Source organism: Isoptericola halotolerans (genome assembly GCF_013149785.1).
GTDB classification, from domain to species: Bacteria; Actinomycetota; Actinomycetes; order Actinomycetales; family Cellulomonadaceae; genus Isoptericola; species Isoptericola halotolerans.
Map to the genome: position 1 here is coordinate 546,104 of NZ_JABEZU010000002.1, position 16,699 is coordinate 562,802.

The 16,699-nt window shown below is 73.1% G+C and carries 15 protein-coding genes; 8 read left to right on the forward strand and 7 right to left on the reverse strand.

Annotated elements, in window-relative coordinates:
* Nucleotides 1–31: 31 nt before the first annotated feature.
* Nucleotides 32–946, reverse strand: a complete 915-nt coding sequence (locus tag HDG69_RS10225; RefSeq protein ID WP_171783675.1) for a LysR family transcriptional regulator — start codon at nt 944–946, stop codon at nt 32–34.
* A gap of 71 nt (nt 947–1,017) precedes the next feature.
* On the opposite strand from HDG69_RS10225, the gene HDG69_RS10230 reads away from it, so the two are divergent.
* Nucleotides 1,018–1,944: an EamA family transporter gene (locus HDG69_RS10230; RefSeq protein ID WP_171783676.1), complete on the forward strand. Its 927-nt coding sequence runs from the start codon at nt 1,018–1,020 to the stop codon at nt 1,942–1,944.
* Here the strand turns inward: HDG69_RS10230 and HDG69_RS10235 are convergent.
* On the reverse strand, nt 1,918–2,580 hold the full coding sequence (locus tag HDG69_RS10235) for a winged helix-turn-helix domain-containing protein (RefSeq protein WP_171783677.1): 663 nt from the start codon (nt 2,578–2,580) through the stop codon (nt 1,918–1,920). The two genes, HDG69_RS10230 and HDG69_RS10235, sit on opposite strands and share 27 nt — an antisense overlap.
* Before the next feature lie 534 nt (nt 2,581–3,114).
* Between HDG69_RS10235 and HDG69_RS10240 the strand changes: the two genes are divergently transcribed.
* Both HDG69_RS10240 and HDG69_RS10245 read left to right on the forward strand, forming a co-directional pair.
* A complete protein-coding gene (locus HDG69_RS10240) occupies nt 3,115–6,441 on the forward strand; it encodes an efflux RND transporter permease subunit (protein WP_246256411.1) in 3,327 nt (1,108 codons plus the stop codon).
* A 211-nt stretch (nt 6,442–6,652) separates the two neighbouring features.
* Complete coding sequence (locus tag HDG69_RS10245) at nt 6,653–7,480, forward strand: Bax inhibitor-1/YccA family protein (RefSeq protein ID WP_171783679.1); 828 nt, start codon at nt 6,653–6,655, stop codon at nt 7,478–7,480.
* Nucleotides 7,481–7,576: 96 nt separating this feature from the next.
* On the opposite strand, the gene HDG69_RS10250 is transcribed toward HDG69_RS10245, so the two are convergent.
* The 4 genes from HDG69_RS10250 to HDG69_RS10265 all read right to left on the reverse strand — a co-directional run bounded on the left by HDG69_RS10250 (nt 7,577) and on the right by HDG69_RS10265 (nt 11,677).
* Nucleotides 7,577–8,248: a hypothetical protein gene (locus HDG69_RS10250; protein ID WP_171783680.1), complete on the reverse strand. Its 672-nt coding sequence runs from the start codon at nt 8,246–8,248 to the stop codon at nt 7,577–7,579.
* Nucleotides 8,245–8,841 carry a WHG domain-containing protein gene (locus HDG69_RS10255; protein ID WP_171783681.1) on the reverse strand — a complete coding sequence of 199 codons (597 nt, stop codon included), beginning with the start codon at nt 8,839–8,841 and terminating at the stop codon, nt 8,245–8,247. The genes HDG69_RS10250 and HDG69_RS10255 overlap by 4 nt, the downstream gene beginning before the upstream one ends.
* Nucleotides 8,834–9,694 carry an alpha/beta fold hydrolase gene (locus HDG69_RS10260; RefSeq protein WP_171783682.1) on the reverse strand — a complete coding sequence of 287 codons (861 nt, stop codon included), beginning with the start codon at nt 9,692–9,694 and terminating at the stop codon, nt 8,834–8,836. The genes HDG69_RS10255 and HDG69_RS10260 overlap by 8 nt, the downstream gene beginning before the upstream one ends.
* 66 nt (nt 9,695–9,760) lie before the next feature.
* A complete protein-coding gene (locus tag HDG69_RS10265; RefSeq protein ID WP_171783683.1) occupies nt 9,761–11,677 on the reverse strand; it encodes a glycoside hydrolase family 15 protein in 1,917 nt (638 codons plus the stop codon).
* Nucleotides 11,678–11,840: 163 nt separating this feature from the next.
* Here HDG69_RS10265 and HDG69_RS10270 point away from each other — a divergent pair, with 163 nt between their 5' ends.
* From HDG69_RS10270 to HDG69_RS10280, 3 genes are read left to right on the forward strand one after another with little or no spacing between them, the layout of a single operon-like run.
* A complete protein-coding gene (locus HDG69_RS10270; protein ID WP_171783684.1) occupies nt 11,841–12,269 on the forward strand; it encodes a YciI family protein in 429 nt (142 codons plus the stop codon).
* A gap of 44 nt (nt 12,270–12,313) precedes the next feature.
* Nucleotides 12,314–12,736, forward strand: coding sequence for a YciI family protein (locus HDG69_RS10275; RefSeq protein ID WP_216645450.1), 423 nt, complete (start codon nt 12,314–12,316; stop codon nt 12,734–12,736).
* A complete protein-coding gene (locus HDG69_RS10280; protein WP_343036369.1) occupies nt 12,733–14,064 on the forward strand; it encodes an RNA polymerase sigma factor in 1,332 nt (443 codons plus the stop codon). Before HDG69_RS10275 ends, HDG69_RS10280 begins: the two co-directional genes overlap by 4 nt.
* On the opposite strand, the gene HDG69_RS10285 is transcribed toward HDG69_RS10280, so the two are convergent.
* Entirely contained in the window at nt 14,056–15,072 is a 1,017-nt protein-coding gene (locus HDG69_RS10285; RefSeq protein WP_171783685.1) for a DMT family transporter, read from the reverse strand. The genes HDG69_RS10280 and HDG69_RS10285 overlap by 9 nt on opposite strands.
* 82 nt (nt 15,073–15,154) lie before the next feature.
* Between HDG69_RS10285 and HDG69_RS10290 the strand changes: the two genes are divergently transcribed.
* Nucleotides 15,155–16,054 carry a LysR family transcriptional regulator gene (locus HDG69_RS10290; protein WP_171783686.1) on the forward strand — a complete coding sequence of 300 codons (900 nt, stop codon included), beginning with the start codon at nt 15,155–15,157 and terminating at the stop codon, nt 16,052–16,054.
* Between the two features lie 75 nt (nt 16,055–16,129).
* Entirely contained in the window at nt 16,130–16,531 is a 402-nt protein-coding gene (locus tag HDG69_RS10295; protein WP_343036370.1) for an FKBP-type peptidyl-prolyl cis-trans isomerase, read from the forward strand.
* The last annotated feature ends 168 nt before the right edge of the window (nt 16,532–16,699 follow it).

Genomic DNA, 16,699 nt, shown 5'->3' on the forward strand with positions numbered 1-16,699 from the left:
GCCCGCAGCGCATCTGCTCGTGGCAGACGGGTCACGCGAGGGCGTGGTGTCGTCGCGCCGTCTCCTGCGCCGCCCGCACGACGGCGTCGAGCACCTGGCGCACGGCCCGCCGTCGGGCGCGGTCCGGCCGCATCACCGCCGAGACGTGCCGCGTGGCGGGGACGCCGGTCAGGGGGCGCAGCGTCAGCCGGTCGTCCGTCGGCGTGGTGAAGCGGGGCAGGACCGCGAGGCGGTCCCCGGCGGCGACGAGCGCCTCGATGAGCCGGTTGTCGCGCAGTCTCTGCCGGACGTCGAGCTGGGCGCCGGTGGCCTGCTCGATGCTCTGCAGGACGGTGTCGAACGGGTACCCGGCGGGGACGCCGATCCAGGCAGCGCCGACGACGTCGTGGGCGTCGACGGTCTCCTGCGCGGCGAGCGGGTGGTGCGTGGACATCGCGACGTCGAGGGGTTCGCCGACCACGGGGACCACGGTGAGTCCGTGGGTCCCGGCGGGGCGCACGCTCGTCAGGCTGTGGGCGATGACGATGTCGTGGTCGGCAGTCAGCGCGCCGTAGGCGGCCTCGGCCAGGTCGACGTCGGTGCAGGTCAGCCGGATCCCGCTGCCGGCGAGGGCGACGTCGACGGTGGGCAGCAGGAAGGTCGCGGCGCTCGGCAGCGCGGCGACCGTGACGGTGCCGGCCGGTGCGTCCTGGAAGGCGTCCCAGCGTGCCTGGACCCCGGCGAGGGCGGTGGCGACCTCCACGGCACCGTCGGCGAGGAGGCGTCCCGCGTCGGTGAGCCGGACGCCCCGGCCGTGCGGTTCGACGAGCGGCGCCCCGAGGTCCCGCTGGGCCGTGCGCAGCTGCTGCGAGACGGCGGACGGCGTGCGGTGCGTGGCGGCGGCGACGGCGGAGACGCTGCCACGGTCGGCGAGCTCGCGCAGGAGCTCGAGGTGCCGGGGATCCATGAAGGCAGCCTACAGAGAGAGTGCAGAAAGTTTCGCTTGTCCTTCATCAATCTCCGACCGACGATGTCGGCATGCCGTTCCGTCACCGTCTCCTCGCCGCGTCCGTGGCCGTCATGTGGGGGCTGAACTTCCTGGCGATCGACGCCTCGCTCGGACACTTCCCACCGTTCTTCCTCGTCGCCCTCCGCTTCGCGATCATCGCCGTGCCCACGCTGCTGCTCGTGCCGCGCCCACGGGTGCCGGTGCGCTGGTTGGTCGGCTACGGCGTCGGGTTCGGCATCCTGCAGTTCACGTTCCTCTACTGGGGGATGGCGGTGGGGATGCCCGCGGGCCTGGCGTCCCTGGTGCTGCAGGCGTCCGGGCCCTTCACCGTGGTGCTGGGCGCGACGTTCCTGCGCGAGCGGGTGGGCGCGCGCCAGGTGGCGGGCGTCCTCGTGGCCGTCGCGGGCCTGACGGTGGTGGGGTGGCAGCAGGCGCAGACGGCGGCGCTGCTGCCGTTCCTGCTGACCCTCGCCGGTGCGCTGGGCTGGGCCATCGGCAACATCGCGAACCGCCAGGCGAGACCGGAGAACCCGCTGCACCTGACGCTGTGGATGTCGGTGGTGCCGCCGGTGCCCATGCTGGCCGTGGCGCTGGTGGTGGAGGGGCCGGCCCGGATCGTCGGGTCGTTGACCTCCTTCGACGAGCCGGGAGCGGTGGGCGCGCTGGTCGGCCTCGCCTACACCGTGGTGGTGGGCACCGTCCTGGGGTCCGGAGCGTGGACCTGGCTGATGGCCCGGCACCCGGCGGGCGTCGTCGCGCCGTACTCGATGCTGGTGCCGGTGGTGGGGATGACCGCGGCGTGGGTGGTGCTCGGTGAGCAGGTGAGCCTGCTCGCGCTCGCGGGCGGGGTGCTCGTGGTGGCCGGTGTGCTCTGGGGCGGGGCACGCCGCCGTGCGGCACCCCCGGCGCAACCGGCGACGACGCCGGCCTCAGCCCCGGTCGTCATCCGGGGCTGACGTCCCGGCGCGGGCCCCCGAGGCGCCCACCACGGGGAACGCGTTGAAGTGGATCTGCACGGGGACGGCGCCCGGCACGCCCTCCTGGTCCTTGAGCGGCGCGAGCTGTTCCTCGAGCGCGGCGGAGACGGCCTCGACGAGGCGGGCCAGCTGGTCGGGGGTGGCGAACAGGTTGCTGGTGGTGAGCGTGACCGCGTCCTTCCAGCGGGCGAGGGCGGAGTCGTCGATCGCGCTGTCGCCCATCATGTCGAGCAGCCGCCAGATCTTCTCCTGGCGGCTGCGCTCGAACTCGGCGTTCACCAGGGACTTCGTGGTGCGTGTGCCGACGTCGTCCTCCTGCTCGGGGCCGATGGAGAACCCGCCGGGCGCCGCTTCCCACCACCGCTCGCGTGCCGTGCCCCTGCCCTCGACCTCCTGGACGAACTGGTGCTTGGCGAGCTGGCGCAGGTGGTAGCTCGTCGAGCCGCTGGACTCGCCGACGAGCTCGGCGAGCCCGCTGGCGGTGAGCGCACCGTGGACCTGCAGCAGGTCGAGGATCCGCACGCGCAACGGGTGCGACAGTCCGCGCAGCCGGGTGGCGCTGAGCCTGTCGGGTCGTCGGCCGCGGCCGGTCGGCTCCTCGTGCGTCTCGCTCATGTCCTGACCGTACAGCGGTCCGGTCAGCGCAGTCCGAGGGGGTGGATCTGCGCGGCGTTGTCCCGGCGGTGAGCGTCCGCCGCGCGGCGCGCTGCCGCAGCGCCGCCAGCAGGGGACCGGCGGACCGGGGTGGCCCTGGCCGCGCTGACGAGGGTCCTCAGGGCGCGCCCGAGACGTGTCACGACGCGGTGCGCGAGGACGCGGACCGCGGTGCTTCGGGTCGCGGTGCCCTGGGCCGCCGGGCGGCGGGGTGACCGGGGGGCCGTGCGGAGGGTCGTCCGAGAGGTGGTCGAGAACGTGGGGGCGGTGGTGAGCAGCATGACGATCTCCCGTGGTGTGGTGTCCAGTGCTCCCAACATAGCGTTGCAAAGAAGGCTTTGCAACAGTGTCTTTGGAAGAGTTCTGTCCGGAGCGGGCAGAGGTGACCCCGCTCCGGGAACTCGACCGGCGTAGGCTCCGTTGTGCAGCCGTACGATGCCGCCGTCGTGCACCTCCCCTCGCCGCCCTGGAGTGTGTGTGTTCCGCCTTGCCCGCTTGTCCCTGGCCAATCGCGCCGTCGTCGCGCTCGCCACGATCGCGATCTTCGCGTTCGGCACCCTGAGCCTGACGACGCTGAAGCAGGAGCTCATCCCGTCCCTCGAGCTCCCCGCCGGTGCCGTCGTCGCCGTCTACCCGGGCGCGTCCCCGGAGGTCGTCGAGCAGAACGTCACCGCACCCCTCGAGGCCGCCGCGCAGACGGTGGACGGCATCGAGTCGCTCAGCTCCACGGCGTCCACCGGGATGTCGATGACCCTGGTCGAGTTCGAGTACGGCACCGACATGGACGCGGCCACCCAGCGCCTCACCACGGCGGTCACGCGGACACAGTCGCAGCTCCCGCAGGACGTCGAGCCGCAGGTGATCACCGGCTCCCTCGACGACCTGCCGGTCGTCCAGCTCGCCGCAGCCGGGTCCGACGACGTCGCCGCCCTCGCCGACGAGATCGACACCGTCCTGGTGCCGGAGCTCGAACGCCTCGACGACGTGCGCTCCGTGGCCGTCACCGGTGGGCAGACCGAGCAGGTCCTCATCGAGGTCGACCCCGCCGACCTCGCCGCCGACGGCCTCGACCTCGCCCACGTGACCGACGTCCTGGCCGACTACGGCGTGGTGATCCCGGCCGGGACCGTCACCGAGGACGGCGCCACGTACTCCCTGCAGGCCGGCACCCGGGTCGAGAGCCTCGAGGAACTGGAGGAGATCCCGCTGGTGCCGTCGGTACCGGAGGCGGGCGCCGGTGCCGGGCCCGCTGGAGCGGCCGAGGGCGACGCCGGTGCGGCCGGCGACGACGGCGCCACCACGCCCGACGGCGCGACGGACGTGCCGCCGTCGGACACCGGAGCCGAGCCCGGGACCGACGACGAGGCGATCGTCCCCGGCGACGACGCGCTGCTGCCGGACGCCAACGCGCCGCCGGAGCTGCCGGAGCCCGTGCTGCTCGGCGACGTCGCCGAGATCACCGTCGCCGCCACCGAGGCGACCTCCTTCTCCCGTCTGGACGGCGAGCCCTCGCTCGGCATCGCCATCACCAAGACGCCCCAGGGCAACACCGTGGACGTCTCGCACGCCGTGCAGGAGGTCCTCGACGACAACGCCGCCGAGCTCGACGCCGCCGGCATCAGCACCGCCGTCGTCTTCGACCAGGCGCCCTTCATCGAGGAGTCCATCGAGGGGCTGGCTACCGAGGGTGGCCTGGGTCTGATCTTCGCGATCCTCATCATCCTGGTGTTCCTGCTCTCGGTGCGCTCCACCCTGGTCTCGGCCGTGTCGATCCCGCTGTCCCTGGCCACCGCGTTCCTGGTCATGGACATCACCGGCTACACCCTGAACATCCTCACGCTCGCCGCGCTGACCATCTCGATCGGGCGCGTGGTCGACGACGCGATCGTCGTCATCGAGAACATCAAGAGACACCTGTCCTACGGCGAGGACAAGAAGCAGGCGATCCTCACCGCCGTCGGCGAGGTGGCCGGGGCGATCTCCTCGTCCACCATCTGTACGGTGGCGGTCTTCCTGCCGCTGGGGCTCGTCTCCGGCATGACCGGCGAGCTGTTCCGGCCGTTCGCGTTCACCGTCGCCATCGCGATGCTCGCCTCCCTGCTCGTGGCGCTCACCATCGTGCCGGTGCTGGCGTACTGGTTCGTCAAGGCCCCGCGCGGGACCGAGGGCGCCACCGACGGCGGCCAGGCCATCCGCGAGGCCGCCGAGGCCAAGGAGCGCCGCGGGCTCTGGCAGCGCGCCTACGTGCCCAGCCTGGCCGCCTCGCTGCGCCACCCGTGGATCTCGCTGGCGATCGCCGTCGGCATCCTCGCCGGGACGCTCGCCCTGGTGCCGCGCCTGGAGACGAACTTCATCGGCGACTCCGGCCAGGACACCGTCACCGTCACCCAGACGTTCACCGACACCGCGTCGCTCGAGGCGCAGGACGACGCCGCCCGCGACATGGAGGCGGCGCTCGACGATGTCGACGGGATCGAGACCGTCCAGACCTCCGTGGGCGCCGGTGACGCCGGCGAGGCCGCGTTCTTCGGCGGCGGGGCGACGCCGACGGCGACGTTCTCCGTCACGCTCGACGGTGAGGTCGACCCGGTCGCCGTGCAGGCCGAGATCCGCGCGGCGGCCGAAGAGTTCGCGGGCGAGGGCCCGACGACGGAGGTCAGCGTGGCCGGCGGCGACGCCGGCTTCGGCTCCACGACCATCGACCTCGTGGTCCGCGCGCACGACTCCGACGACCTCGCCTCGGCCGCGTCGGCGGCCCAGGACGCCGTCAGCGGGCTGGACGGCGTCGCGGAGGTCACCAACGACCTCGCCTCGGCGCAGCCGGTCCTGCAGGTGACGGTCGATCGCGAGGCGGCCGCCGAGGCGGGCCTGACCGAGACCCAGGTCGCCGGCATCGTCTCGGGAACCATGAACCCGGAGCAGACCGTCGGCGAGGTCGACCTCGGAGGCGGGCCGGTGGACGCCGTCGTCGTCACGGGCGAGGCGCCGGCGACGGTCGAGGAGGTCGAGGAGATCGAGATCCCGACCGCCACCGGCCTGGTGCCGCTCACCGACGTGGCCGAGGTCGAGGAGGTCGAGACGCCGACGTCGATCAGCCGGGTGGACGGGGAGCGGTCGGCCACCGTGTCGATCACCCCGGAGAGCCAGGACCTGGGCACGCTGGGCGCCGACGTGACGGCCGCCGTCGACGGGCTCGACCTGCCGCCGGGCGCGTCGGTCGAGATCGGCGGGGTCGCCGCCGACCAGGAGGAGGCCTTCGCCGACCTGGGCCTGGCGCTGCTCGCCGCGATCGCGATCGTCTACCTGATCATGGTCGCGACGTTCAAGTCCCTGGTCCAGCCGCTCATCCTGCTGGTCTCGGTGCCGCTGTCGGCGACCGGTGCGCTCGTCGCGCTGCTGGTCACGAACACCCCGCTCGGGGTGCCGGCGATCATCGGTGTGCTGATGCTGGTGGGCATCGTGGTGTCGAACGCCATCGTGCTCATCGACCTCATCAACCAGTACCGCCTGCGCGGCCGGTCGCTGGACGAGGCGGTGCGCGAGGGCGCCCGCAAGCGTCTGCGGCCGATCGTCATGACGGCGCTGGCCACCATCGGTGCGCTGACGCCCATGGCGATCGGCGTGACCGGGGGCGGGGCGTTCATCTCCCAGCCGCTCGCGCTCGTGGTGATCGGCGGTCTGATCTCGTCGACGTTGCTGACCCTGCTCATCGTCCCCGTGCTCTACGTGATGGTCGAGGGCCGCAAGGACCGCCGGGCGGCACGCCGGGAGCGCCGGGCCGCGAAGCGGGAGGCCAAGCAGGCCGAGCGGCAGGAGAGCTGAGGGTCGAGTCGGCACGTCGCGGCCGGGTCGGCACACATCCCTGCCGACCTGGCCGCGCCGTGCCGACCTGATCGGAGAACGTCACAGTTCGGCCGGGAACCTGACGGCCGGGTCGCGCGTTGCCTAGGATGATGGCCACGGCCAGCGACCCGGCCCTGTCCGCGCGACGACCCGTCGTCGGGCACCCGGCAGCCGCGACCAGGAGGAGCTCATGAGCAACCCCGTCTTCTCGAACAGCGACGTCTTCGGCGAGCCGCGCCGCGGTGCCAAGGGGGGCACGGCGACAGCCCCGTCCCCGTACACCCAGTACGGCGCCGGTGGCGCACAGGCGGCCGACGCCGCCTCGCTGCAGAACATGTACAACGCGCCGTCGGCGTCCCCCGTCGACACCAAGCGCCTGACCTACACCGACGTCATCATGAAGACGGCGGGCCTGTTCTCGCTCCTCGTGGTGGTCGCGGCGGCGACCTGGGTCGTCGCTCCGGGCCTCTGGGTCATCGGCATGATCGTCGGGCTCGTGCTCGGTCTGGTCAACGCCTTCAAGAAGAACCCGAGCCCGGTGCTCATCACCCTCTACGCGATCGCGCAGGGTGCGTTCCTCGGCGGCATCTCCAAGATGTACGAGTCCTTCCAGGACGGCATCGTCCTGCAGGCCGTCCTGGCGACCCTGTCGGTCTTCGCGGTCTCGCTGGCGCTGTTCAGCTCCGGCAAGGTGCGCGTCACCCCGAAGTTCACGCGCTGGGTGCTGATCTCGATGGTCGGCTACCTCGTCTTCTCGCTCGTCAACGTGGTTCTCGTGTGGACCGGTGTGCTCGACGGCTGGGGCATGCGCGGCGGCACGCTCGGCATCCTCATCGGGCTGTTCGCCGTCGGTCTTGCCGCGGCGATGCTCATGATCGACTTCGACTCCATCAAGCGCGGCGTCGAGGGCGGCGTCCCGGCCAAGTTCGCCTGGTCGGCGGCCTTCGGCCTCATGGTCACGCTCATCTGGATGTACCTGGAGATCCTGCGCCTCCTCGCGATCCTGCGCGGCGACTGACCTCAACGAGCGACAGCGGCCGGGCACCTCACCGAGGTGCCCGGCCGTTTCGCGTCCGGCGTGGTGGCGCAAGGCTCCGCGGAGGTGGCGTTCTGCTCAGCGCTCGGAGGAGAGCCGGGCCGCCGCCCACCCGAGCAGCAACGTCCCGGCGGCGAGCAGCACCCCGTGCGCGATCCGCAGACCTGGCCCGCCCCAGAACTGCGGCAGCAGGGTGACGAGCCCGAGGGCCAGCGGGATCCCGACCCACCGGGGCGACGCCCCCGCGCGCCACAGCGCCACGGCGACGAGCACGCCCGCCGCGGCCACCAGCAGCAGGCCGGCGCCGAAGAGTGCGACGGCGGCCGGCTCCAGCCGCAGCGCCTCGACCTCCGCGAGCAGCCCGAGGTCCCCGTCCCGCAGGGCCGCCTCCGCCACCGTGCGGACCCCGAACGTCTCGGCCCCGAAGTAGAGCGCCGAGAGTCCCGCGCCGACCCACGCGCTGACGACGGCGGCGGTCGCCGCGCGCTGTCCGGGCCGTGCGTCGCTTCCGGGCCGCGTGTCGGGGTCGCGCCGGACCAGGAGCGTGCGTACCCCGAGCAGCGCGGGGGCCAGCAGCCCGAGCCCCAGGATCCCGCACAGGTGCGCCAGCACCCAGCGGTCCGAGGCGAACGCTGCGGCGAGCTCCGCCGTCGCGACCGTCTCGTCGGGCCACGGCCGCAGCACCGGGAACAGCAGGAAGGCGGCCGCGGCCGCCACGGCGGCGGCGACGGTCCACCGGGTGGTGCTCACGGCGTCTCGTGCACGGAGAGCGCCGTGATCCCGGCGACCAGCATGTCCAGCAGGACGTCGAAGCTGGCGTCCACGCCCTGCGGCAGCCGGAACCCGCCGCCCAGCTCGAGGGCGACGAAGCCGTGCACGGCGGACCGGGCGGCGCGGACGGCGTCGACGAGCCGGTCGTCGGGCAGGTCGAAGGCGCGCAGGGCGGCGGCGGCCACCTCGACGCCCTGGGCGGCGACCTGACGGTGCGCGGCCTCGGCCGGGTCGTCGGGGTCGGGGGCGACCTGCGTCGCGGCGTAGCGTCCAGGGTGCTGGAGCGCGTAGCCGCGCCAGGCGTGGGCGAGGGCGCGCACGGCGTCGGGCCCGGAGCGTCCGACCGTCGCCCGCGACCCCGCCGCGGTCAGCTCCGTCGTGGCCTGGAGCGAGACCTCGCGGCGCAGCTCGGCCAGCGAGCCGACGTGCTTGTACAGGCTGGGCGTGGCCACCCCGGCCCTGCCGGCGACCTGCGCGAGCGTCAGACCGGCGAACCCCGCCGCGCCGCCGTCGTCGACCACCTCGAGTGCGAGGCGCACGACCGCCTCGCGGGACAGCCCGGCCCTAGGCACGTCGCTCACCGCCCGCCGCGGGCAGATGGGCGAGGAAGTCGAGCACGGACGCCGCCACGACGTCGGGTGCCTGGTGCTGCGGGTAGTGCCCCACGTCGGGGACCAGCACGGCGTGCTCGGGACGGATGCCGAGCGCCGCCTGGACCCACGCCAGCTCGGCGCCAGGGTCCGGGAAGTCCGGGTCGAGGGCGCCGACGACGGCGAGCGCGGGTGCCTGCACCGCGTCCAGCCGCCGCTCGACCACCGAGTGGTCCAGGGCCAGCGCGAGGTCGCGGAACGAGCGGAGGTGTGCGCGGTCGCGCATGGCGGCACGCACGGCGGTGACGTGCTCGGCATGCCGGGGGGAGCGCCGACCCTTGCTGATCGAGGAGTAGAACGCTCCCCAGGCCGCGGCGCCCCACGGCGGGCGGAACAGCACCCGGTAGAGGGCGTGCAGCAGCCGCTGCTTGCCCGGCGAGGCGGTCTCCCGCAGGAACGGGCCGAGCAGGACGAGCCCGCGGACGAGGTCGGGACGCTCGGCAGCCGCCCAGGCCGCGGCCGAGGCGCCCATGGAGCTGCCCATCAGCACCGCCGGGCCGGCGTCGAGGTGCTCGACGAGGGCCAGGAGGTCGGCGCCGGTGACGTCGTCCCCGTGGTGCGTGAAGGTCGTGTCGGAGTCGCCGTGGCCGCGCAGGTCGACGACCACGACGCGCCACCCGGCCTCGACCAGGGCCGGGGTGACGTCGTCGTAGGTGGAGCGCAGGTCGCCCATGCCCGGGACCGCGACGAGGAGCGGGTCGCTCGGTGCGCCGGTGTCGGAGTAGGCGAGGCGACCCTCGGGAAGGTGGAGGAAGCGTGCTGGGGTATCAGCCATAGCCTGAAAGCTACGCCTGTTAGCCAAAAGTGTCAAGAGGCCCTCGGGTGCCCTCCCGCGCGACGCTCAGGTGCCGTTCGGCGTCCGGAAGGCCCGGTGGTCGGAGGGCTCCTCCTCGGCGCGGATCACGTGCATCACCGCGTTGATGAGCGCCAGGTGGGTGAACGCCTGCGGGAAGTTCCCCAGGTGCCGGCCGGTGCGGGGGTCGATCTCCTCGGCGTAGAGGTTCAGCGACGACGCGAACGACAGCAGGCGCTCGCACAGGGACCGGGCCCGCTCGATCTCGCCGATCTCGCAGAGCGCGCTCACCAGCCAGAACGAGCAGATCGTGAAGGTGCCCTCCTCGCCGGCCAGCCCGTCGTCGGTCTCCTCGACCCGGTAGCGCAGCACCAGGCCCTCCTCGGTGAGCTCGTCCGCGATCGCCAGCACGGTGGCCCGCACGCGCTCGTCGTCCGGCGGCAGGAACCGCAGCAGCGGGACCAGCAGCAGCGAGGCGTCCAGCGCGTCGTCCCCGTAGCGCTGGGTGAACACGCCTCGCTGGTCGATGCCCTTGGCGCAGATGTCGGCGTGGATCTCGTCGGCGAGCTTCTGCCACTGCTCGGCGAAGTCCGGCTCGTCGTAGAGGCGCGCCAGCCGTGCACCCCGGTCCAGCGCCACCCAGCACATGAGCTTGGACGAGGTGAAGTGCTGTGGTTCGCCGCGCACCTCCCAGATGCCCCGGTCGGGCAGGTGCCAGTGCTTGGCCGCCTCCTCGACCTGACGCTTGAGCACCGGCCACAGGGCCTCGGGGAGCTGCTCGCGGTTGCGCGTGTGCAGGTAGACGGAGTCCAGCACCGCCCCCCACACGTCGTGCTGACGCTGGTTGTAGGCGGCGTTGCCCACGCGGACCGGCCGGGCGCCCTCGTAGCCGGTCAGATGGTTGAGCTCGGACTCGGTGAGCTTCTCCTCCCCGCCGACGCCGTACATGATCTGGAGCTGCTTGTTGTCGTGGCAGGCGTCCTGGATGAACGCGAAGAAGTCGTTGGCCTCCCGGTCCAGCCCGAGGGTGTACAGGCCCCACAGGGCGAACGTCGAGTCCCGGATCCACGCGTAGCGGTAGTCCCAGTTGCGTTCACCGCCCGGGGTCTCGGGCAACGACGTCGTCGCCGCGGCCAGCAGGGCTCCCGTCGGGGCGTACGTCAGCCCCTTGAGCGTGAGGGCGGACCGCTGCAGGAAGATGCGCCACGGGTGGTCGGGGAAGGACCCCTGCGTGATCCAGTCGCGCCAGAACTGCTCGGTGCGCCACATCTTGTCCACGGCCTCGTCCCAGGTCGCGGGGGCGGGCAGGGGGGACCACGCGAGCGCCACGAAGGCCGTCTCGCCCTCGCTCATCCGGGTGCGCGCCTGGGCGCGCTGGCCCTCGAGGCCGAACCGCAGGTTGGAGCTGAGCCGCAGGTCCGGGTTCTCGTCGCCCATCCGTGCCACGACGGACGAGTAGCCGTCGTCCAGGTACTCCCACCCCGGTTCCCCCCGCGCGTAGTCGGGCTTGGGGGAGCAGACCACCTCGAGGTCGACCGTGCCCGAGACGCACTTCACCGTGCGCAGCAGCACGTGCTCGGCGTCGTGGTCGGTGGGGGTGCGCTTGTGCGTCTGGGAGCGCTCGGCGAGGTTGTGCCAGGGCCCCATGACCATCGCGTCACGCACGACGAGCCAGCCGGTGGAGGTCTGCCAGGTCGTCTCGAGGATGAGGGTGCCCGGCAGGTAGCGGCGCGCGACCGGGACGCGGGCGCCGTGCGGGCCCACCCGGAACATCCCCGCTCCTCGGTCGAGGATCGCCGAGAAGACGCTGGGGGAGTCGGGCCGGGGCAGGCACATCCACTCGATGGCGCCGCTCGGGGCCACCAGAGCGTTGGTCTCGCAGTCGGACAGGAACGCGTACTCCGCGATCGACGGGAAGGTGCTGCGGCCGTCGGACCGTGGGGTGGGCTGGGCATCGAGCGTCATGGGTCCAGAGTGCGTCGCGCGGGGGGCGATGCGCCAGTTCGCGTCCCCGTGGGCGACGAAGTTTCACACAGTTGTGACGTCTCGTGTCGATCCACGAGTTTCCTGTTCGACCTGGGGGTGAGAAGGTCCCAGACGGGGGCCGTCGACACGGGAGACGAGAACCATGGCGAAGTACATGCTGATCATGCGCAGCACCGACGAGGCCGAGGCGGCGTTCGCCGAGTCCGGCATCGACTTCGAGGCGATGCTCGCCACGATGGGGCGCTTCAACGAGGAGATGATCGAGGCCGGGGTGCTGCTGGCCGCCGAAGGGCTCGAGGAGCCGGACAAGGGCGTCGTGGTCGACTACTCCACCGAGGAGCCGACCGTCACCGACGGCCCGTACGGCGAGACCAAGGAGCTGTTCAACGGGTACTGGATCCTCGACGTCCCCACCATCGACGACGCCGTCGCGTGGGCCAAGAAGGCTCCGCTGGCCGGGCCGGGCATGAAGTCCGAGATCCGCCGCATCCCGACGATCGACGAGTTCCCGGCGGACAACGAGTGGATCCGTCGCGAGCGTGCCTGGCGCGAGCGCACGGGCCAGCTCTGAGCCGGACCGTCGACCACCCCACCAGACCTGAGGACGAGGACATCATGACGAAGTACATGCTGATCATGCGAGGGACCGACGAGGGCAGGGCTGCCTTCGAGGCGACGGACTTCACCGAGGTCATCGCTGCGATGGGCCGCTACAACGAGCAGATGATGGACGCGGGGGTGCTCGCCGCGGGCGAAGGGCTCGCCGACGCCTCCGAGGGCGCCGTCGTCGACTTCTCCACCGACACGCCGGTGGTGACGGACGGCCCCTACGGGGAGACCAAGGAGCTGTTCAACGGCTTCTGGATCCTGGACGTCTCCAGCCGCGACGAGGCGATCGAGTGGGCCAAGCGGGCGCCGCTCAGCGGCCCGGGGACCCGGCTCGAGGTGCGGCGCATCAACGGCGTCGAGGACTTCCCGCAGGACAACGAGTGGATCCAGAAGGAGAAGGAGTGGCGCCAGGAGCTCGGGACCGAGTGAGCGGCGCACGGGAGGTGTCCGGCGTCGGGGCCGAGCAGGGTCCCGACGCCGCGCGCCGTGCGGTCGAGGCGACGTGGCGCATCGAGTCCGCCCGGATCGTCGGCGCGCTGGCCCGCTACACCGGCGAGCTCGCGCTGGCCGAGGACGTCGCCTCCGAGGCCGTCGCCGAGGCGCTGGTCGGCTGGCCACGGGACGGCGTGCCCCGCGACCCGACGGGATGGTTGCTGGCCACCGGGCGCCGACGGGCCATCGACGCGTTCCGTCGGCGGTCGGCGCGCGACGTGCGCTACGCGGCCTTCGCCCGGGACCTGGGCGAGGGTGGGGCGCACGGCGGCGCGACGCCGTCGGGCGCCGAGGAGCCCGACCTGCTGTGGGACCCCGACCGCATCGAGGACGACAAGCTCGCCCTGATCTTCACCTCGTGCCACCCCGTGCTGTCCAAGGAGGCGCGGGTCGCGCTGACGCTGCGCGTCGTCGGTGGGCTGACCAGCGAGGAGATCGCCCGCGCCTTCCTGGTGCCGACGGCCACGATCCAGGCCCGCATCACCCGGGCGAAGAAGGCCCTGGGTGCGGCGCGGGTGCCGTTCGAGGTGCCGCCGGCCGCCGAGCGGGCCGCACGCCTCGGCTCGGTGCTCAACGTCCTGTACGTGATCTTCACCGAGGGGTCGTCGGCCTCCGGGGGCGACGACTGGATCCGCGCGGACCTGGCCCGGGAGGCGATCCGGCTGTCCAGGGTCCTGACGCGGCTCGTGCCCGACGAGCCGGAGGCCGCCGGACTGCTCGCGCTGCTCGAGCTGACGGCCGCCCGCTTCCCGGCGCGCACCGGTCCGGACGGCGAGCCGATCCTGCTGGCCGACCAGGACCGACGTCGGTGGGACGCCTCGGCGATCCGGCGCGGACGGGCAGCGTTGGCGCGCGCCGAGGCTGCCGGGCGCGGTCTGGGGCCGTACGGGCTCCAGGCCGCGATCGCCGAGCAGCACGACGTCGCACCCTCGGTGGAGGGCACCGACTGGGCGCGCATCGTCGTGCTGTACGAGGCGCTCGGCCGGGTGGCGCCGTCGCCGGTGGTGGACCTGAACCGGGCCGTGGCCGTGTCGATGGCCTCCGGGCCCGCCGAGGCGCTCGAGATCGTCGACGGGCTCGTCGCCGGCGGCGCCCTGCCGGGCTCGTACCTCCTGCCGAGCGTGCGCGGCGAGCTGCTGTCCCGGCTCGGACGGCCGGACGAGGCGCGGCGCGAGCTGGAGGCCGCGGCACGGCTGTGCGGCAACGAGCGCGAGCGAGCAGTCCTGCAGGCCAAGGCCGCCGCGCTGGAGGAGCTCTCAGGCTGAGGGAACCGGACGAGGCGGCCGACGGCGCGAGGGCAGCGTGGCCACCGCGACCCCCACCAGGGCGAGGACGCCGCCGACCAGGGCAGCCGGGGGAGGAACCTCGGCGAGCAGGGTCCACGACAGCAGGACGACGACGGCCGGCACCGCGTACGTCGTGGCGGCGGTGCGCCCGGCGCTGGCCCGCGTCAGGACGTACCCCCAGGTGCTGAACGCGATGGCCGTGGGGAAGACGCCGAGGTAGATGATGCCGAGGACGGTCGACGTCGTGGCCCCGGACACCTGGCTCACCAGGCCCGGCAGGAACGGCAGCGACACCGCCGTGCCGGCCAGGCAGCCCATCCACGTCATGGTGAGGGCGTCGACGAACGGGAGCAGGCGCTTCTGCAGCGTGGCAGCACCGGCGTAGAGGACGGCGGACACCAGGCCCAGCAGCACGCCCACGGCGTCGAACCGCCCGGACGAGGTGGCGGCGGCGATGACGACGACACCGGCGAACGCGACCGCGATCCCGACCAGCAGTCGCCGGGGGAAGCCTTCGCCGAGGACCAGCCCGGCGAGCACCGCGACCAGCATCGGGGCGATGTTGACCAGCAGCGCGGTGGTCCCGGCGTCCAGGTGCTGCTCGGCGGCGTTGAGGGTGAGGTTGTACGCGCCGAACCACGCCACGCCCCAGACCAGGACGAGCAGCAGCACGCGGCCGCGCGGGACGGCGGTGCGCCCCGGGCGCGTCGTCCGGTGGGCGCCGTGCGGAGCGCCCTCGCTGCCCACCGCGCGCAGGCGTCGCCGGGTCCGGACGACGAGGACCATCGCCGTCAGGGCGACGCTGCCCACGGCGACACGGCCCAGCGTCAGCGGACCGGGGTCGACGTGGTGGCCGACGGCTCGGATCGCGACGAAGGCCGAGGCCCACAGCAGCACGGTGACGGCAATCGCCGTGGCCGTGAGGAGGCCGGCCCGGGGGGTGCCGGTCCGGCCGGGGGCGGTCGCCGGAGGGTGAGTCGTGGTCATGGTCCGATGGTCACCCGAGACAAAGGTTCAGCACTAGTCCTGATATCTACCGGACTCTTCAGTCGCGCTGTAGCGTTGACCCATGCTCGACGTCCACCGTCTGCGCGTCTTCCGGTCCGTGGTGGCGAGCGGCTCCGTCGCCGCAGCCGCCGCCAACCTCGGGTACACGCCGTCCGCCGTGAGCCAGCACGTGTCGGCGCTCCAGCGCGAGACCGGCCTGCAGCTCCTCGCCCGGCACGGCCGCGGGGTCCGCCCCACGGCGGCCGGAGAGGCGCTCGCGGCCCAGGCCGACGCCGTCCTCGCCCGGCTCGGCGAGGCGGAGTCGTTCGTCGCGGACCTGCGCTCCGGCCGCACCGGAAGGCTCTCGATCGCCTACTTCGCCTCGGTCGGCGCGGCCTGGCTGCCGCACGTGGTCAGCGCGCTCACCGACAGGTTCCCCCGCCTGCGTCTGGAGCTGGAGCTGCGTGAGGACGTGCCCACCGACCCCGGGCAGCGTGCCGACCTGCAGGTGCTGGTGGCCCGACGAGGCCACGAGCCCGGCCGGGGCCTCACGGCGCACCACCTGCTCGACGACCCGTACGTCGCCGTCCTGCCCACCGATCACCCGTTCGCGGACCGTGACGAGATCGAGCTCGCCGAGCTCGCCGACGAGGCGTGGATCGACAACGACTTCGCCCGTGGCTGGTGCCGCCGCAACCTCCTCGAGGCCTGCCGGGCCGCCGGCTTCAGCCCGGCGTTCCGTGTCGAGGCGCACGACTACCCGACCGCGCTGGCCTTCGTCGCGGCGGGCATCGGCCTCACGGTGCTCCCCGCGCTCGGCGCCGTGCACCTGCCGCCCGGCACCGTCGGCGTCCCGGTCGTGCGCCCCACTCCCTCGCGGACGGTCTTCGCGGTGGTGCAGGACGCCGTCGCGCACACCCCACCGCTCCGGGCGGCGCTCGAGAGCCTCCGCCACGTCGCCGGCGTGCCGACGCCGGGTTGACCGACCCCGCGTACGCTTGACGTGCCCCGCCGCCGGGCCTGACCCGCGGCTCCCCGAGAACGGATGAGGTTTCCCGTGACCACCCTGCCCACCGCCACCGGTTCCTTCGGCGACAAGCCCGAGATCACCTTCCCCGCGGGCGACGCGCCGTCCGGCCTGCAGGTGCAGGTCCTCGCCGAGGGCGACGGCCCCGTCGTCGACGCCGGCCGCACCATCGTCGTCAACTACCTCGGCCAGACCTGGGGCGGCGACGTCTTCGACAACTCCTGGGACCGCGGCCAGACCATCGACTTCCCGATCGGCGTCGGCGCCGTCATCGGCGGCTGGGACAAGGGTCTCGTCGGGCGCAACGTGGGTGACCGCGTGCTGCTGTCCATCCCCGCCGAGCACGGCTACGGCTCGCGGGGCGTGCCGCAGGCCGGCATCCCCGGTGGGGCGACGCTCGTCTTCGTCGTCGACGTCGTCGGGGTGCGCTGAGCCTTTGTCGGGCGGGGCAGGAGACCCCGCGCACGGTCGCGTTCACGCGCCCCAGGGGGCGCTCCACTTCGGGGATGACGACCGTGCGCAGGGTCTCCTGCCCCGCCCTTCGTCGTTCCGCTCGCCCGGCGCTGGGCACTCGGGTCTCGGTGCTTGAGGGGGGCAGAG